The sequence below is a fragment of the Pantoea deleyi genome, assembly GCF_022647325.1.
GTDB lineage: Bacteria > Pseudomonadota > Gammaproteobacteria > Enterobacterales > Enterobacteriaceae > Pantoea > Pantoea deleyi.
The window spans coordinates 831,170-847,192 of the sequence record NZ_CP071405.1; the positions used below are offsets into that span (position 1 = coordinate 831,170).

The 16,023-nt window shown below is 60.1% G+C and carries 10 protein-coding genes and 3 tRNA genes; 7 read left to right on the top strand and 6 right to left on the bottom strand.

What is annotated here, in order from left to right; translation table 11 throughout:
- Positions 1-65 precede the first annotated feature (65 nt).
- Genes ptrA through recD form a run of 3 tightly spaced genes read left to right on the top strand, consistent with a single transcriptional unit; the run spans position 66 to position 8,331 of the window.
- On the top strand, positions 66-2,957 hold the full coding sequence (gene ptrA, locus J1C59_RS04055) for a pitrilysin (protein WP_140917289.1): 2,892 nt from the start codon (positions 66-68) through the stop codon (positions 2,955-2,957).
- A complete protein-coding gene (gene recB / locus J1C59_RS04060) occupies positions 2,954-6,493 on the top strand; it encodes an exodeoxyribonuclease V subunit beta (RefSeq protein WP_128083961.1) in 3,540 nt (1,179 codons plus the stop codon). Before ptrA ends, recB begins: the two co-directional genes overlap by 4 nt.
- Positions 6,490-8,331 (top strand): exodeoxyribonuclease V subunit alpha, encoded by a 1,842-nt coding sequence (recD, locus tag J1C59_RS04065; RefSeq protein ID WP_140917288.1) that lies wholly within the window; start codon positions 6,490-6,492, stop codon positions 8,329-8,331. Before recB ends, recD begins: the two co-directional genes overlap by 4 nt.
- 51 nt (positions 8,332-8,382) lie before the next feature.
- On the opposite strand, the gene argA is transcribed toward recD, so the two are convergent.
- Positions 8,383-9,711 carry an amino-acid N-acetyltransferase gene (gene argA / locus J1C59_RS04070; protein ID WP_128086712.1) on the bottom strand — a complete coding sequence of 443 codons (1,329 nt, stop codon included), beginning with the start codon at positions 9,709-9,711 and terminating at the stop codon, positions 8,383-8,385.
- 232 nt (positions 9,712-9,943) lie between these two features.
- Here argA and amiC point away from each other — a divergent pair, with 232 nt between their 5' ends.
- On the top strand, positions 9,944-11,188 hold the full coding sequence (gene amiC / locus J1C59_RS04075; protein ID WP_128086713.1) for an N-acetylmuramoyl-L-alanine amidase AmiC: 1,245 nt from the start codon (positions 9,944-9,946) through the stop codon (positions 11,186-11,188).
- A gap of 111 nt (positions 11,189-11,299) precedes the next feature.
- Here the strand turns inward: amiC and J1C59_RS04080 are convergent.
- The 3 genes from J1C59_RS04080 to J1C59_RS04090 all read right to left on the bottom strand — a co-directional run bounded on the left by J1C59_RS04080 (position 11,300) and on the right by J1C59_RS04090 (position 11,642).
- Positions 11,300-11,376: transfer RNA gene (locus tag J1C59_RS04080), tRNA-Met, on the bottom strand.
- A gap of 53 nt (positions 11,377-11,429) precedes the next feature.
- Positions 11,430-11,506, bottom strand: a tRNA-Met gene (locus J1C59_RS04085).
- A gap of 59 nt (positions 11,507-11,565) precedes the next feature.
- Positions 11,566-11,642, bottom strand: a tRNA-Met gene (locus J1C59_RS04090).
- Positions 11,643-11,845: 203 nt separating this feature from the next.
- Here J1C59_RS04090 and mltA point away from each other — a divergent pair.
- Both mltA and tcdA read left to right on the top strand, forming a co-directional pair.
- Positions 11,846-12,994, top strand: a complete 1,149-nt coding sequence (gene mltA, locus J1C59_RS04095; RefSeq protein ID WP_128086714.1) for a murein transglycosylase A — start codon at positions 11,846-11,848, stop codon at positions 12,992-12,994.
- Positions 12,995-13,042: 48 nt separating this feature from the next.
- Positions 13,043-13,855: a tRNA cyclic N6-threonylcarbamoyladenosine(37) synthase TcdA gene (gene tcdA / locus J1C59_RS04100; RefSeq protein WP_128086715.1), complete on the top strand. Its 813-nt coding sequence runs from the start codon at positions 13,043-13,045 to the stop codon at positions 13,853-13,855.
- Here the strand turns inward: tcdA and csdE are convergent.
- Together csdE and csdA are read right to left on the bottom strand one after the other, a co-directional pair.
- Positions 13,834-14,289, bottom strand: coding sequence for a cysteine desulfurase sulfur acceptor subunit CsdE (csdE, locus tag J1C59_RS04105; protein WP_140917287.1), 456 nt, complete (start codon positions 14,287-14,289; stop codon positions 13,834-13,836). The two genes, tcdA and csdE, sit on opposite strands and share 22 nt — an antisense overlap.
- 2 nt (positions 14,290-14,291) lie before the next feature.
- Complete coding sequence (csdA, locus tag J1C59_RS04110) at positions 14,292-15,500, bottom strand: cysteine desulfurase CsdA (protein WP_128086003.1); 1,209 nt, start codon at positions 15,498-15,500, stop codon at positions 14,292-14,294.
- Between the two features lie 210 nt (positions 15,501-15,710).
- Between csdA and J1C59_RS04115 the strand changes: the two genes are divergently transcribed.
- Positions 15,711-15,935 carry a YgdI/YgdR family lipoprotein gene (locus tag J1C59_RS04115; RefSeq protein ID WP_128086002.1) on the top strand — a complete coding sequence of 75 codons (225 nt, stop codon included), beginning with the start codon at positions 15,711-15,713 and terminating at the stop codon, positions 15,933-15,935.
- Positions 15,936-16,023 lie beyond the last annotated feature (88 nt).

The following is a 16,023-nucleotide window of genomic DNA, read 5'->3' on the forward strand; positions in this document are numbered from 1 at the left end:
TTTTGCTCTGCTTTGAGCCGCCGGGTCAGAAATTGGCGGCTTATCGGGAAACGAGAGGAGTTTACATGCGGGTATACGCACGCTGGATAGCGGCGCTGATGTTCGGCCTGACGGCCTGCACGGTTCTGGCGGAGGCCTCAGCAGGCTGGCAGCCGGTGAATGAAACCATTCGCAAAAGTGAACAGGATCCGCGCCATTACCAGGCGATCCGGCTGGATAACGGCATGACGGTGTTGCTGGTTTCCGATCCGGTCGCGCCAAAATCCCTGGCCGCGCTGACGCTGCCGATTGGATCGCTGGACGATCCCGATCAGCAGGCCGGGCTGGCGCACTACCTGGAACATATGGTGCTGATGGGATCAACGCACTACCCGCAGCCGGACAACCTGGCCGAATTCCTGAAAAAGCATGGCGGCAGTCACAACGCCAGTACCGCCTCGTATCGCACCGCTTTCTATCTGGAGGTGGAAAATGATTCGCTGGCGCCTGCGGTTGATCGGCTGGCCGATGCGGTGGCTGCGCCGCTGCTGGATCCGGTTAACGCCGATCGGGAACGTCATGCCGTCAACGCCGAGCTGACGATGGCGCGCTCGCGCGACGGGCTGCGTATGGCGCAGGTCGGCGCGGAAACCCTGAACCCGGCGCATCCGGCGTCGCGTTTTTCGGGCGGCAACCTCGATACCCTGAAAGATAAACCGGGCAGTAAGCTGCACCAGGCGCTGCTGGATTTCTACCACACCCATTACTCCGCCAACCTGATGAAGGCCGTTATCTACAGCAATAAGCCGTTGCCGGAGATGGCGGCGATTGCGGTGAAAACCTTTGGCCGGGTGCCGAATCATGATGCCAGCGTGCCGGCAATCACGGTGCCGGTAGTGACCGATGCGCAGCAGGGCATCATCATTCACTACGTTCCGGCCCAGCCGCGCAAGCAGCTTAAGATTGAGTTTCGCATCGCCAACAACAGCGATCGCTTTCGCAGCAAAACTGACACGCTCATCAGCTATCTGATCAGCAACCGCAGCAAAAACACGCTCACCGACTGGCTGCAGAAACAGGGGCTGGCCGACGGCGTCAACGCGGGTGCTGACCCGATGACCGAGCGTAACAGCGGCGTCTTTGCCATTACCGCCTCCCTGACCGACAAAGGTCTGGCGCAGCGTGACGAAGTGGTGGCGGCGATTTTCAGCTACATCAATCTGCTGCGTCAGCAGAGCGACGATAAGCGCTACTTCGATGAAGTGTCGCACGTTCTGGCGCTGGATTTCCGCTATCCCTCCATCACCCGCGATATGGATTACATCGAGTGGCTGGTGGATACCATGCTGCGCGTCCCGGTTGAACATACGCTGGATGCCCCCTATCTGGCGGACCAGTATGACGCGGCCGCGATACACGCCCGGCTGGAAGAGATGACGCCGCAGCATGCGCGCATCTGGTACATCAGCCCGCAGGAGCCACACGATAAAAAGGCCTATTTCGTTGAAGCACCTTATCAGGTGGAGAAAATCACGCCAGCCACCTTCGCTGACTGGCAGCAACGCGCCAGCCAGATCACCCTGGCGATGCCGGTACTGAACCCCTATATTCCGGATGATTTCACCCTGATGCCGTCCGATGGCAAAACCTACACCCATCCGGTCAGGCTGGATAACAAAGACGGGATGCGGATTTACTGGATGCCCAGCCGCTACTATGCCAGCGAGCCGAAAGCCGCGATCACCCTGGCGCTGCGCAATCAGCACGCCATCAGCGACGCCCGTCAGCAGGTCCTGTTCGGGCTGAATGACTACCTTTCCAGCCTGGCGCTGGATGAGCTGAACTCGCAGGCTTCGGTCGGCGGCATCAGTTTCTCAACCGGCGAAGATGAAGGGCTGGTATTCAGTGCCAACGGATTTACTCAGCGTCTGCCGACGCTGCTGAAGAAGCTGGTGGAAGGGTATGCGCATTTCCAGCCGACAGAGCAGCAACTGGAGCAGGCCAAATCCTGGTATCTGGAGCGGCTCGACGCGGCGGAAAAAGGCAAGGCGTTTGAGCAGGCCATTCAGCCGATGCAGCTGCTGTCACAGCTGCCCTATACCCAGCGTGAAACCCGCCGCAGGCTGGTGAGTGGGATCTCACTCCAGGATGTCACCGGCTACCGCGATGCGCTGTTCCGTGATGCGACGCCGGAGATGATGGTGGTAGGCAATCTCAGCGCGGAAAGCGTGATTCAGCTGGGCCATGAACTCCGGGAGCAGATGCAGAGCCATGCGCCGCGTCACTGGCCGAGCCGGTTCGTCACCCTCAACAAACCGCTGAAAGCCAATCTGCAGCAGCAGGGCAGCAGCACCGACTCGGCGCTGGCCGCCCTCTATGTGCCGCTGGGCTACAGTGAATATCAGAGCATGGCGAACAGCGCGATGCTGAGCCAGATCGTGCAGCCGTGGTTCTACAATCAGCTGCGCACCAAAGAGCAGCTCGGCTATGCGGTGTTTGCCTTCCAGATGCCCGTGGGACGCCAGTGGGGCGTCGGCTTCCTGCTGCAGAGTAACAGCAGGCAGCCCGGCTGGCTGTTGCAGCGATACCAGGCGTTTTACCCTCAGGCAGAAAAAAGATTGCGCAGCATGAGTCAGGCCGATTTTGTGCAGTATCAGCAGGCGATGATCAACGATCTGCAGCAGCGTCCTCAGACGCTGTATGAAGAGGCCGATCGTTTCAGCCGCGACTTTGATCGTCAGAATGACCGGTTTGATACCCGACAGAAAATGATCGAGCAGGTTCAGCAGCTCACCCCGATCGGCCTGGCGGATTTTTTCCGGCGCGCCGTGATTGAACACAAAGGCATGGTGATGATTTCGCAGATTGCCGGCACCGGCAATGGCAAAACCGAGTTTGCCCGCCAGCCGGGCTGGAAAACCTGGGCGGAAGTGGCAAAACTGCAGCAGTCGCTGCCGGTAAAGAGTGAAACCCCATGACGCAGTTACCTGCCATTTCGCTGAATCCCCTGACGCTGCCGCTCAGGGGCGAGCGGCTGATTGAGGCATCCGCAGGCACCGGTAAAACCTTTACCATCGGTCTGCTCTATCTGCGGCTGCTGCTGGGGCTGGGTGGCGAAAATGCTTACAGCCGGCCGCTCTCGGTAGAAGAGATTTTAGTCGTGACCTTTACCGAAGCCGCGACCGCAGAGCTGCGCGGGCGCATCCGCGAGAATATTCATCAGCTGCGCCTGGCCTGCATTCGCGGTAAAAGCAGCAATCCCATGCACCAGCTACTGCTGGAGCAGATGCCGGATCTGAGTCAGGCCGCTGCACAACTGCTGGCGGCCGAACGGCAGATGGATGAAGCCGCCATCTTTACCATCCACGGCTTCTGCCAGCGGATGCTCAACCTCAACGCCTTCGAGTCGGGCATGCTGTTCGAGCAGGAGTTAATTGAAGATGAGCAGGCGCTGCTGAAACAGTCGGCCGCCGATTTCTGGCGTCGTCAGTGTTATCCACTGAGTCTGGATGTGGCGCGGATCATCGCCGCTGAGTGGAGCGGGCCAGAGAGCCTGCTGGCTACGCTGCGCCCCTGGCTGCAGGGCGAGTCGCCGGGGCTGAAACGTCCGCCCGCAGCCGATGAGACACTGGAGAAACGTCACGCCCGCAATCTGGCGCGCATCGATGCCCTCAAGCAGCAGTGGCAGGCGCTGAGCGCGGACGTGGAAGGAATCATCAGCGCATCGGGCGTCGATAAGCGCAGCTACAGCAGTAAACATCTGCCCAACTGGGTGGCCCGCGTCACGCAGTGGGCCGGCAGTGAGACGCGCGATTACCAGTTGCCTAAAGAGCTGGAGCGTTTCGGGCAGCAGGTGCTGGCGGAGAAAACCAAAAAGGGTGACGTGCCCCGTCATGCGCTGTTTGAGGCGATCGATCGGTTCCTGGCAGACCCGCTGTCGCTGCGGGATGTGATCATCGCTCAGGCGCTGTCCGATGTGCGTGCTACGGTGCAGCGTGAGAAGCGGCTTCGCGCGCTGTTAGGCTTTGACGATCTGCTCAGTAAGCTGGATGAGGCGCTGCAGCAGCCCGGTGGCGTCCTGCTGGCCGAAACCATCAGAGCGCGCTTCCCGGTTGCCCTGATCGATGAGTTTCAGGATACCGATCCACAGCAATACCGCATTTTCCGCGCGCTCTACATTAATCAGCCGGAGCAGGCACTGTTTCTGATCGGCGATCCCAAGCAGGCGATCTATGCGTTTCGCGGCGCGGATATCTTTACCTATCTGCGGGCCAGAAACGAAGTCAGCGCTCACTACACGCTGGACACCAACTGGCGCTCCTCGCCGGAGATGGTGGCGGGCGTCAATCGCCTCTTTTCGCAGGTCGATTCGCCCTTTCTCTTCTCGGCGATCCCCTTCCAGCCGGTGAAGCCCGCAGATTCGAATCAGTCGCTGACGCTGATGTTTGACCAGCAGCAGCAACCGGCGCTGCGCTTTTGGCTCCAGCCCGGCGAGGGCGTCGGCAACAGTGACTACCAGCAGTTTATGGCGCAGCAGTGTGCGGCCGACATCAGCCGCTGGCTGGTCGCCGGTCAGCAGGGACGCGCCCTGCTGGGCAAGGGCGAGGCGCTGAAGCCGGTGCGGGCGTCCGATATCACCGTGCTGGTGCGCAGTCGCAATGAGGCTGGCTTAATCCGCGATGCGCTGAATGCGCTGGCGATCCCGTCGGTCTATCTTTCCAGCCGGGACAGCGTCTACACCACGCCGGAAGCGCGCGAGTTGCTCTGGCTGCTGCAGGCGATTCAGGCACCGGAACAGGAGCGTCTGCTGCGCAGCGCGCTGGCAACCTCCATTTTTGCCATCGACGCGGCGACGCTCGACGCGCTGACGCAGAACGAACGCGAATGGGATGCGCTGGTGGAGCAGTTCGCTGCCTGGCAACAGTTGTGGCATCAGCGCGGCGTCCTGCCGATGCTGCGGGATGTGATGATTAAACGGCAGCTGGCGGAGAATATGCTGGCTTCGGAGAACGGTGAGCGGCGGCTGACGGACCTGATGCATCTGGGTGAACTGCTGCAGGAGGCGTCGGTGCAGCTGGAGAGTCCGCACGCGCTGGTGCGCTTCCTGGCGCAGCAGATCGCCCGGCCAAACAGCCAGGCCGCCAGCCAGCAGTTGCGTCTGGAAAGCGACCGGCATCTGGTGCAGATCATCACCATCCATAAATCCAAAGGGCTGCAGTATCCGCTGGTCTGGCTGCCGTTTGCTGCCGGATTCCGCGAGGCCGCCAGCGCGCTCTACCATGACCGCGACACCTTTACGGCGCTGCTGGATATCGAGGGGGATGCGCAAAGTCTGGCGCTGGCCGAAGAGGAGCGTCTGGCGGAAGATTTGCGTCTGCTCTACGTGGCGCTGACCCGGTCGGTCTATCACTGCAGCGTTGGCATTGCGCCGCTGATCAAAGGCACCCGCAAAAAAGAGGGCGAAAGCGATCTGCACAAGAGCGCACTGGGTTACCTGGTGCAGCAGGGCGAGGCGGCCGATGCCCGGCAGCTCAGCCAGCGTCTGAACGCCTTAGCCGGTGAGGGCATTGCCCTGACAGAAGAGGATCTGCGGCCTGGCGAGATGTGGCAGGATGTCGGGCAGGGCGACAGGGCGTTAAGCAGCCGCGACATGACGCGCATGCTGACGGATCTCTGGCGGGTCACCAGTTACTCGGGTCTGCAGCAGCACCACAGTTCGCCGCTGCTGGATGCGCTGCCCAGCTTCGATATTGACGCGGCGGGTGAAGAGGAGAGTGGCGAAGAGGCGGCGCTGACACCTCACCACTTTCCGCGCGGTGCCGCACCCGGCACATTTTTACATGGTCTGTTTGAGTCGATCGACTTTACCGAACCGCCGGACCGCATCTGGCTCGAAGATCAGCTGCAGCACAATGGCTATCCGCTCAGCTGGTTACCGGTTCTGGAGCAGTGGATCGCACGCGTCCTGCGTACGCCGCTGAACGCGGAGGGCGTGACGCTGTCGGCAATTAAGCGCAGCGAATGCCTGATTGAGATGGAGTTCTATCTGCCGATCAACAACCTGCTGACGCCAGGCGATCTCGACGCGCTGCTGCGACGGCATGACCCGCTTTCCCGGCAGGCCGCCGCCCTGGATTTTCGCCAGGTGCGCGGCATGCTGAAGGGCTTTATCGATCTGGTCTTCCGCTGGCAGGGCAAATATTATCTGCTCGACTATAAATCGAACTGGCTGGGGGAGAGTCACGCCGCTTACACCCCTGAGGCGATGGCGCAGGCGATGATCGGCCACCGCTACGATCTGCAGTATCAGCTCTATACGCTGGCGCTGCATCGCTACCTTCGGCATCGGCTGCCCGGTTACCGCTATGCGCAACATTTTGGCGGCGTATTTTATCTGTTTTTGCGCGGGATGGATGGCAGTTCGCCGGACAACGGCATTTTTGCCACCCGGCCTGATGACGCCTTTGTGGACGAAATCGATGCACTGTTTGGTGAACCCGGGGAGGGGTTATGAGTGACATGCTGAGCCTGCTGCTGCAGGCGGCAGAGAAGCGCCTCCTGCGGCCGCTGGATATTCAGTTTGCGCGGCTGGTCGCGCCGGAATCCGAGCCTGCACTGCTGCTGGCGGCGGCCTGCGTCAGCGCAGAAGCCGGCGAGGGGCATGTCTGTCTGCCGCTGAGCAACCTGTGCGAAGCGAACCTGTTTGCCGGGCGTCAGCCTGCGCTGGCCCAGGCGATCTGGCAGGCGGCGGGCGCGCCGGATGAGTGGCCTGCACGTCTGGCCGCGTGGCCGGCCGTGAGCGACGGCAGTCGGGTGACGCCGCTGGTGCTGAGCCACCAGCGTTTGTATCTGCACCGGCTGTGGCAGAGCGAAGGCCGGGTCGCCGACTTCTTTGCCGCTCAGGAGGTGAAAACCGCCTTCGATATCCAGGCCGCGGGCGAGGTGCTGAACACGCTGTTCGGTGATCAGCCTGAGGACTGGCAGAAGATTGCGGCGGCCGTGGCGCTGACCCGCAAGACGGCAGTGATCTCCGGCGGGCCGGGGACCGGTAAGACCACCACCGTGGCGAAGCTCCTCGCTGCGCTGATCCGGCTGCATCCGGGCGCGCTGCGGATCCAGCTGGCCGCGCCGACCGGTAAAGCCGCTGCACGCCTGACCGAATCACTGGGCCGGGCCCTGCAGGAGCTGGCCGTCAGCGACGAAGAGCGTCGGCGTTTTCCGGCCGAAGCCACCACGCTGCATCGTCTGCTGGGCGCCCAGCCCGATACCCAGCGGATGCGCTACCACGCCGGGAACCCGCTGCATCTGGATGTGCTGGTCGTGGATGAGGCGTCAATGGTTGACCTGCCGATGATGGCAAAACTGATCGCCGCCCTGCCTGGTCATGCGCGCGTGATCTTCCTGGGCGACCGCGACCAGCTCGCTTCGGTCGAGGCGGGGGCCGTGCTGGGCGATATCTGCCGCTGTACCGAGGGCGGTTACAGTCTGGCGCGGGCGGAACAGCTCGCGCGGCTGACCGGTTGCGCCCTGACGGGCAGTGATGACGCCCAGGCGCCATCCGTGCGAGACAGCATCTGCCTGCTGCAGAAGAGTTATCGTTTTGACGCCACCTCCGGCATCGGCCAGCTGGCTAAAGCGATCAACCGGGGAGACGCTGCGCAGGTCAATGTTCTGTTCGCCTCGGCCTGCGAGGATGTCAGCTACCAGACCCTGAACAGCGCCGAAGCCTATCAGACAATGCTGGATGAGGTTGCGCAGGGGTATCAGCCGTTCCTGCAGCTCATCAGAGAGCAGGCGCCGCCGGCGGAGGTCATCGCCGCGTTTGGCCGGTATCAGCTGCTGTGCGCCTTACGTGAGGGGCCATTTGGCGTGCAGGGCCTGAATCAGCGCATCGAACAGCGACTGATGCAGCTGCAGCGCATCCGGCGTCCCGGCGTCGGCAGCCGCTGGTATGCCGGACGGCCGGTGATGATCAGCCGGAATGACAGCGCGCTCGGCCTGTTCAATGGCGATATCGGCATTACGCTGCGCGATGAGGAGGGCAATCTCAAAGTGTTCTTCCCGCTGCCGGATGGATCGATCAAGGCGATTCAGCCGAGCCGGTTGCCGTCACACGAAACGGCCTGGGTCATGACGGTGCACAAATCGCAGGGGTCGGAGTTTGACCACACCGCGCTGGTGATGCCGACGCAGTTTCTGCCGGTGCTGACGCGGGAGCTGGTTTACACCGCGATCACCCGCGCGCGGCGGCAGCTGACGATCTACAGCGAGCCGGGAGTATTTCAGCGTGCGGTTCAGCTGCAGACACAGCGTCGCAGCGGTCTGGTCGAACGCCTGGGCGCAGGCGGCTGAGAAGGGCAGGGAGCAGGCGACCCGCAGGTCGCCTGATGATGACGGTGAGTCTCAGGTGAGGTCGGCCATCAGCACTTTTGAGCGGCGCTGATAGTTATACATCTCTTTTTTACTCTCCGGCAGTGACTCGATATCGACCGGGGTAAAGCCGCGCTCCTGGAACCAGTGGATGCTGCGGGTGGTTAACACAAACAGTTTTTCCAGCCCCATCTGCTTCGCCTGCAGCGCCACACGCTGCAACAGCATTTCACCGCGTGACGAGCTGCGATAGTCCGGATGCACCGCCACACAGGCCATCTCGCCGATCTTCTCATCCATAAACGGATAGAGCGCGGCACAGGCGATGGTCAGATTATCGCGCTGAATAATGGTGAACTTGTCGATCTCCATCTCCAGCTGCTCGCGCGAGCGGCGCACCAGAATGCCCTGCTGCTCCAGCGGACGGATCAGTTCAAGGATGCCGCCGATATCGTTAATGTTGGCGCGGCGGATCTGTTCTGCCGACTCCATCACGATCTGTGTGCCGATACCGTCGCGGGAGAAGAGTTCCTGCAGCAGCGCGCCATCTTCCTGATAGCTGATCAGGTGGCTGCGGCGCACGCCGCTGCGGCACGCTTTTACTGCGCCACGCAGGAAACGAACGGTGCCGGAGAGGTAGTCGCCCTCTTTTTCAATCTCGTCAATACGGGCCTGAGCGTCGTTCGGGAACAGCTCGGAGATAATCTCCCCGTCACTGTCCAGCACGCCCTGTTCAGAGCAGAAGCCGATCATCTTTTCCGCTTTGAGCTTAATCGCCAGCTGGGTGGCCACCTCTTCTGAGGTCAGATTAAAGCTCTCGCCGGTCACGGAAACCGCCACCGGACCCAGCAGCACAATGGCGTCGTTATCCAGCTGGCGATGAATCGCCTCTTCGTCAATACGACGGATACGCCCGCTGTGGCAGTAATCGACGCCGTCATCCACGCCCAGCGGCTGTGAAATAATGAAGTTGCCGCTGACGACATTGATATGCGCGCCCTGCAGCGGCGTATTGTTAAGGCTCATTGAGAGGCGGGCAGTGATATCCAGCTGCAACCGGCCAGCCGCCTGCTTCACCAGCTCCAGGGACTGCGCGTCGGTGACCCTTGTGAACTTGTGATAAACCGGCTCCAGCTGCTGCTGTGCGAGGCTGGCATCAATCTGCGGCCGGGCGCCATACACCACCACCAGGCGGATGCCCAGGCTGTGCAGCAGGCCGATATCGTTGACGATGCCAGAGAAGTTCTCATGCTCAATCGCTTCGCCACCCAGCATGATGACAAAGGTTTTGCCACGGTGGGCATTGATATAGGGAACGGTATGGCGAAAACCCTGAACCAGCTCGGTACTACGTTCCTTCACGGCCAACCCTCAGTGAATGTTTATTCGTATTTTCTGTATTTTTATGCTTTTGCGGGCGATTTTGCAAGCCTTAATCCTGACGAAAATTTACGTTTTTTCGGGTGTCAAAGTCGCTAAGAGCCTGCATTATTTAGGGTTTCCGGGGTGACATCATGCTGCGGATTGGATAAAGTTTTCGCCGCCATTTTATTAACTGGCGCTTTTTCAGACATAACAGAGCAGCTGGAGCGGCATGTCGGACGGTAATTCCCATTTTTCACGCAGACGATTTTTACAGGGGACAGGCGCCTTACTGCTGTTAAGCGTCAGCCGCACAGGGCTGGCGGCTAAAAACCACATTGTGGCCGTGCGGATCTGGCCCTCATCCACCTATTCACGGATGACGCTGGAGTCCAGCGTTGCGCTGAAGTACAAACAGTTTGCCCTGACCCATCCCGATCGTCTGGTGATCGACATCCAGGGCCTGCACCTTAATCCGGTCCTGAAAGGGGTGGATAAGCAGGTCCGGGTCGACGATCCCTTTATCAAAAATGCCCGCGTCGGCCAGTTCGACAGCAATACGGTGCGCGTGGTGCTGGAGCTGAAGCGCAACGTCGCGCCGAAAATCTTTAATCTCGCCCCGGTTGCCGGGATCAATCACCGGCTGGTGGTCGACCTCTATCCGAGCCAGGATCATGTGGAAGACGATCCGCTGCTGGCGCTGCTGAAAGATTATAACCAGGGCGATCTGGAAAAAGATGAAGGGGTACAGGCTCCCCTGCCGGGCAAAGCGGGGCGCGACCGGCCGATTATCATCATGATCGATCCCGGTCATGGCGGTGAAGATCCGGGCGCGCACGGCAAATATAAGACGCGCGAGAAAGACATTGTGCTGAAGATAGGCCGGCGACTGAAAGCGCTGATCGACAAACAGCCCAACATGAAAGCCTACATGACGCGCAACGAAGATGTCTTTATTCCACTGCGGGTCAGGGTTGCCAAAGCCCGCAAACAGCGCGCCGATCTCTTCGTCTCCATCCATGCGGATGCGTTTACCAGCCGGGCGGCACGGGGATCTTCGGTGTTCGCCCTGTCCACCAGCGGGGCGACTTCCGCAGCCGCCCGTTTTCTGGCGCAGACGCAGAACGAATCTGACCTGATAGGCGGCGTCAGCAAAAGCGGTGACCGCTATCTCGACCACACCATGTTCGATATGGTGCAGCGGCAGACGATTCACGACAGCCTGAAGTTCGGTAAAGAGGTACTGCATCGCATGGGGCGCATCAACCACCTGCATAAGCGCACGGTGGATCAGGCCGGTTTTGCGGTACTTAAAGCGCCGGACATCCCCTCGATTCTGGTCGAGACGGCCTTTATCAGTAATGTGGAGGAGGAGCGTAAACTGCGAACCACCCGCTATCAGCATCAGGTCGCCGAGGCGATTCTGGACGGCATCAAAGCCTATGTGGAGAGTGGGGCGGCGCTGGCCCATCGGTAATGCAAAGCGGGTAGCCCGGGCTATCCGCACGCTTTTCAGGGCGGAGAGGGCGCAAAAGAGGATTCGTGAACGCCAGAAACAAAAAAACACCCTTTCAGGTGTTTAAATGATTGGTTGCGGGGGCCGGATTTGAACCGACGACCTTCGGGTTATGAGCCCGACGAGCTACCAGGCTGCTCCACCCCGCGTCCGTATCATACTGACTTCACATTGTGACTTCTGAAAACCGCGTCAGAAGTGTTGGTTGCGGGGGCCGGATTTGAACCGACGACCTTCGGGTTATGAGCCCGACGAGCTACCAGGCTGCTCCACCCCGCGTCCGTATTGCGCATTGCGACTTTTCACATTGTGACTTCTGAAAACTGCATCAGAAGTATTGGTTGCGGGGGCCGGATTTGAACCGACGACCTTCGGGTTATGAGCCCGACGAGCTACCAGGCTGCTCCACCCCGCGTCCGTGGAAGCGCACTATACTCTCCGCGCTGATTGTTGCAACCCCTTTTTACAGATAAAGGCCAAATTAACAGCCAGTTGCTGAAGGATCCGCCCATCTGATTAATTATTGAACTGATCCGCGCAAGGTGAAAGCGGATGCATTTCATTCTGTCGGGGGCTTTGCTATCGTCGCGGGGCGAACAGTTATAAAAAGAGAAGAGAATGAAATCACATTGGGTGAAGTATGCACTCACTGGCGCGTTGATAACGCTGCTGGCGGCCTGTAGCTCTAAACCGACCGATCGCGGTCAGCAATATAAAGATGGCAAACTTGACCAGCCGCTGGCGCTGGTGAATCAGCCCAACGCCAAAGGCGCACCGGTAAATGGCCGGGATTTTGGTGAGCAGGTGCGCCAGATCCAGTCCGCCTCATCGGCGCTCTATGGTCGTCAGAGTGGCACCTACAGTGCGATTGAGAGCTGGCTGATGGCGGGGGCCGATACCCGGCAGCTTCGCCAGTATGGCCTGAATGCCTGGCAGATGGAGGGTACGGACAACTACGGTAACGTGCAGTTTACCGGCTACTACACGCCGGTAGTGGAAGCGCGTTACACCCGTCAGGGCGAATTCCAGTATCCCATCTATCGGATGCCGCCACGCAAACGTGGTGAGAAATTACCGAGCCGCGCCTCTATCTACAGTGGCGGACTCGATGACCGCTACGTGATTGCCTACAGCAACTCGCTGATCGATAACTTCATGATGGATGTGCAGGGCAGCGGGTATGTCGATTTTGGCGATGGCCGTCCGATGACCTTCTTTGGTTACGCCGGTAAAAATGGCTGGGGCTATCACAGCATCGGTAAAGAGCTGATCGACCGCGGCGAAGTGAAGCGTGAAGATATGTCGATGCAGGCGATCCGTCAGTGGGCGCAGGAGCACTCGCCACAGGAAGTGCGTGCGCTGCTGGAAACCAACCCGTCATTCGTCTTCTTTAAGGCCGAGCCCTTTACGCCGGTGCGCGGTGCCAGCGCGGTGCCGCTGGTCGCCAAAGCGTCTGTGGCCTCTGACCGCTCCATCATTCCACCGGGTACGGTGCTGCTGGCGGAAGTGCCACAGCTCAATGAGAAGGGCAAGTTCAACGGCAAATATGAGATGCGCCTGATGGTGGCCCTGGACGTGGGCGGCGCGATTAAAGGACAGCACTTTGATATTTATCAGGGTATCGGCCCGGATGCCGCCCATCTGGCGGGCTTCTATAATCACTATGGCCGCGTCTGGGTGCTGAAAGCCGCGCCGGGTGCCGGACAGCCGCTGTTCTCCAGCCCGCAAAACGGTAATAATGGTTCACTGCTCCTCGGCGCTAACTAATTTCTTCTCTGCGGGCCTGCGGGCCCGCACGACGTTACAGGTTCAACTATGAAAGTGTTAAATGACGCCTGGCATCAGCGCTTTGGCGGCACGGCGCGTCTCTATGGTCAGGCTGCGCTGCAACGGTTTGCTGACGCCCATTTCTGCGTCATCGGAATCGGCGGCGTCGGCTCCTGGGCGGCGGAGGCGCTGGCGCGCACCGGAATTGGTAAGATCACCCTGATTGATATGGATGATGTCTGTATCACCAATACTAACCGTCAGCTGCACGCGCTGCAGGGCAACGTCGGCAAAGCCAAAACGGAGGTGATGGCAGAGCGGTTGCGTGCCATCAACCCTGACTGTGAGGTGATCTGCATCGATGACTTTATTACGCCAGAGAACACCGCAGACCTGATGGCCGCGGGCTTTGATTATGTGATCGACGCCATCGACAGCGTGCGGCCTAAAGCGGCGCTGATCGCCTGGTGTCGCCGGAATAAGATCCCGCTGATCACCACCGGTGGCGCGGGTGGCCAGATCGATCCGACGCAGATCCAGGTCGCAGATCTGGCAAAGACCATTCAGGATCCGCTGGCGGCGAAACTGCGCGAACGGCTCAGGAACCTGGGCGTGGTGAAGAACAGTAAGGGTAAACTGGGCATCGACTGCGTCTTCTCCACCGAGGCGCTGGTCTATCCGCAGGCCGATGGCAGCGTCTGTGCCTCACGCAGCACGGCGGAGGGACCGAAGCGGATGGATTGCGCATCCGGCTTTGGCGCCGCTACCATGGTGACGGCCACCTTTGGCTTTGTGGCCGTTTCACATGCGCTGAAGAAGTTTCTGGCGCGCGCCGTTCGTCAGGACGCCGCCAGCGCCTGACGCGCGGCCTGTTCGACTGCGGCGGCCAGCGCCTGCAGGCCGCTGCTGCGCGACGCGCTGAGCTGGGCGCGCAGACCCAGTTCATCAAAGAGTTGCAGAGGATCGCTGGCCAGCAGCTGCTGGGGCGTCTGCCCCTCAACCGCGGTCAGCAGCACTGCCAGCAGGCCCCGCACAATCCGTCCTTCGCTGTCGCCATAGAAATGCAGCGTACCCGCCGCCTGTCGCTGGCTGCCCAGCCAGACCCGATTCTCACACCCGCTCAGTTCAATCTCTGCGCGCTTCAGCTCTTCTGGCATCGCGGGCAACTGGCGGCTCAGCTGAATCAGCTGACGATAACGATCTTCCCACTGATGAAAGCGACCGAAGCGCTCCTTCAGGGTAGCGACAGTGATCTCTGCGCCAAACGGATGTGGCGCTAACGGCAATGAACACATAATTAAAACTCCAATAACAGCGAGATGGCATGCTTCATGGCGTGCACCAGCGCTTCAACATCCTGCAGATGATTATAGGGGGCAAAAGAGGCGCGCAGCGTACCGCTGACGCCGAGCGCCGCCATCAGCGGCTGCGCACAGTGCTGACCGGCGCGCAGAGCGATGCCCTGTTCCGCCAGCAGCGTCACCAGATCGCTGTGATGCAGGCCCTCAAACTCAAACGCCAGCAGGCTGGCGTTTCCACAGCGGAAACTGCGAAAGCCGGGCAGTGCCGCCAGCTGTTCCTCTGCCTGGGTGGCGAGCTGCTGACTCCAGCGCTCCGCCTGCGGCAGATCATACTGCGACAGCCAGCTCAGCGCGGCACTCAACCCCACGACGCCCGCCACATTTGGCGTGCCCGCCTCAAAACGCCAGGGCACCGGCTGCGGGGTAAAGTCACTGAAATCGACCTGGGTCAGCATTTTGCCGCCGCCCTGCCACGGCACCATCGCCTCCAGCAGCTCCGCCTTGCCATACAGCGCGCCAATCCCCATCGGCCCGTAAATCTTATGGGCGGAAAAGGCGTAAAAGTCGATGTCGAGCGCCTGGAGATCCGGCGGGCAGTGCACCACGCCCTGCGCGCCGTCGACCATGACCTTCGCTCCTACGCCATGGGCCAGCGCTATCGCCTGGCCAAGATCGGGACAGCCGCCGGTAACGTTCGACATCTGACTCACGGCCAGCAGGCGCGTCCTGCTGTTAAGCAGGGCAGGTAACTGGCTGATATCCGGCAGGCGATCCGGACCTAACGGCCATTTCACGACGCGGGCACCGCAGGCTCTGGCGGCCATCAGCCACGGAACCAGATTGGCGTGATGCTCCGCTTCGCTGACCACGATCTCATCACCCGGCTGCAGGCGTGGGCGCAGCCAGCTGTTAGCTACCAGATTTATCGCTTCGGTGGTGCCGCGCGTCCAGACAATTTCACGGTCGTCAGCGGCATTAAGCCAGCGGGCCACCTGGCGGCGCGCCTGCTCATAGCGCTGCGTCAGGGCCTGAGCGGCAGCAAACTGGCTGCGATGCACCGTACCGGCACTGAGGCTGTAAAACTGCTGCGTACTTTCAATGACGGCGTGGGGTTTCAGCGTGGTTGCGGCGCTGTCGAGATAAACCCCGGCGTCCGTGAGCGCGGGAAACTGCTGGCGAAAAGTGATGGGATTAAATGCGGTCATGCCGGGTCCATGATGAGAATAATTAGGACCAAACTGAAAGAATGGTCTGCGTCTGGCAAAGCTGAAAAAGCGCGTTATGCTGAATATTGCAAGGTTTGAACCAGACCCGCATAACGACGGAACGTTTCGTAGTCGATCTCACTTTTTCGGCTGCCTCTGATTAGCGTAACGCGGGCGGTTTAATGCAATCAATCTACAAGGAGATAGCAGATGAATAAACTTACCGCAGTACTGGCCGTGTGTACCCTGGCTTTCACCCTGAGCGCCTGTTCAAGCAACTACGTTATGCATACCAATGATGGCCGTACTATTGTGGCTGCCGGCAAGCCGAAGGTCGATACCGACACCGGTATGATCAGCTATAAAGATGCGAATGGCAACGAGCAGCAGATCAACCGCTCCGACGTCAAAGAGATGGTTGAATCAGGCCAGTAAGAGCAAAAAAAAAGCACCGCAATTTGCGGTGCTATTTAAAATCACTATGGACAGACAGGGTAAATCTACAGGAATTAAGAGTTCGATC

Bases quoted from the DNA above. Each gene is read 5' to 3' on its own strand.
- ptrA (WP_140917289.1), top strand. From the start codon at position 66: ATGCGGGTATACGCACGCTGGATAGCGGCGCTGATGTTCGGCCTGACG.
- csdE (WP_140917287.1), bottom strand. From the start codon at position 14,289: ATGTGTTCATTGCCGTTAGCGCCACATCCGTTTGGCGCAGAGATCACT.
- tcdA (WP_128086715.1), top strand. From the start codon at position 13,043: ATGAAAGTGTTAAATGACGCCTGGCATCAGCGCTTTGGCGGCACGGCG.
- recB (WP_128083961.1), top strand. From the start codon at position 2,954: ATGACGCAGTTACCTGCCATTTCGCTGAATCCCCTGACGCTGCCGCTC.
- recD (WP_140917288.1), top strand. From the start codon at position 6,490: ATGAGTGACATGCTGAGCCTGCTGCTGCAGGCGGCAGAGAAGCGCCTC.
- csdA (WP_128086003.1), bottom strand. From the start codon at position 15,500: ATGACCGCATTTAATCCCATCACTTTTCGCCAGCAGTTTCCCGCGCTC.
- amiC (WP_128086713.1), top strand. From the start codon at position 9,944: ATGTCGGACGGTAATTCCCATTTTTCACGCAGACGATTTTTACAGGGG.
- J1C59_RS04115 (WP_128086002.1), top strand. From the start codon at position 15,711: ATGAATAAACTTACCGCAGTACTGGCCGTGTGTACCCTGGCTTTCACC.
- mltA (WP_128086714.1), top strand. From the start codon at position 11,846: ATGAAATCACATTGGGTGAAGTATGCACTCACTGGCGCGTTGATAACG.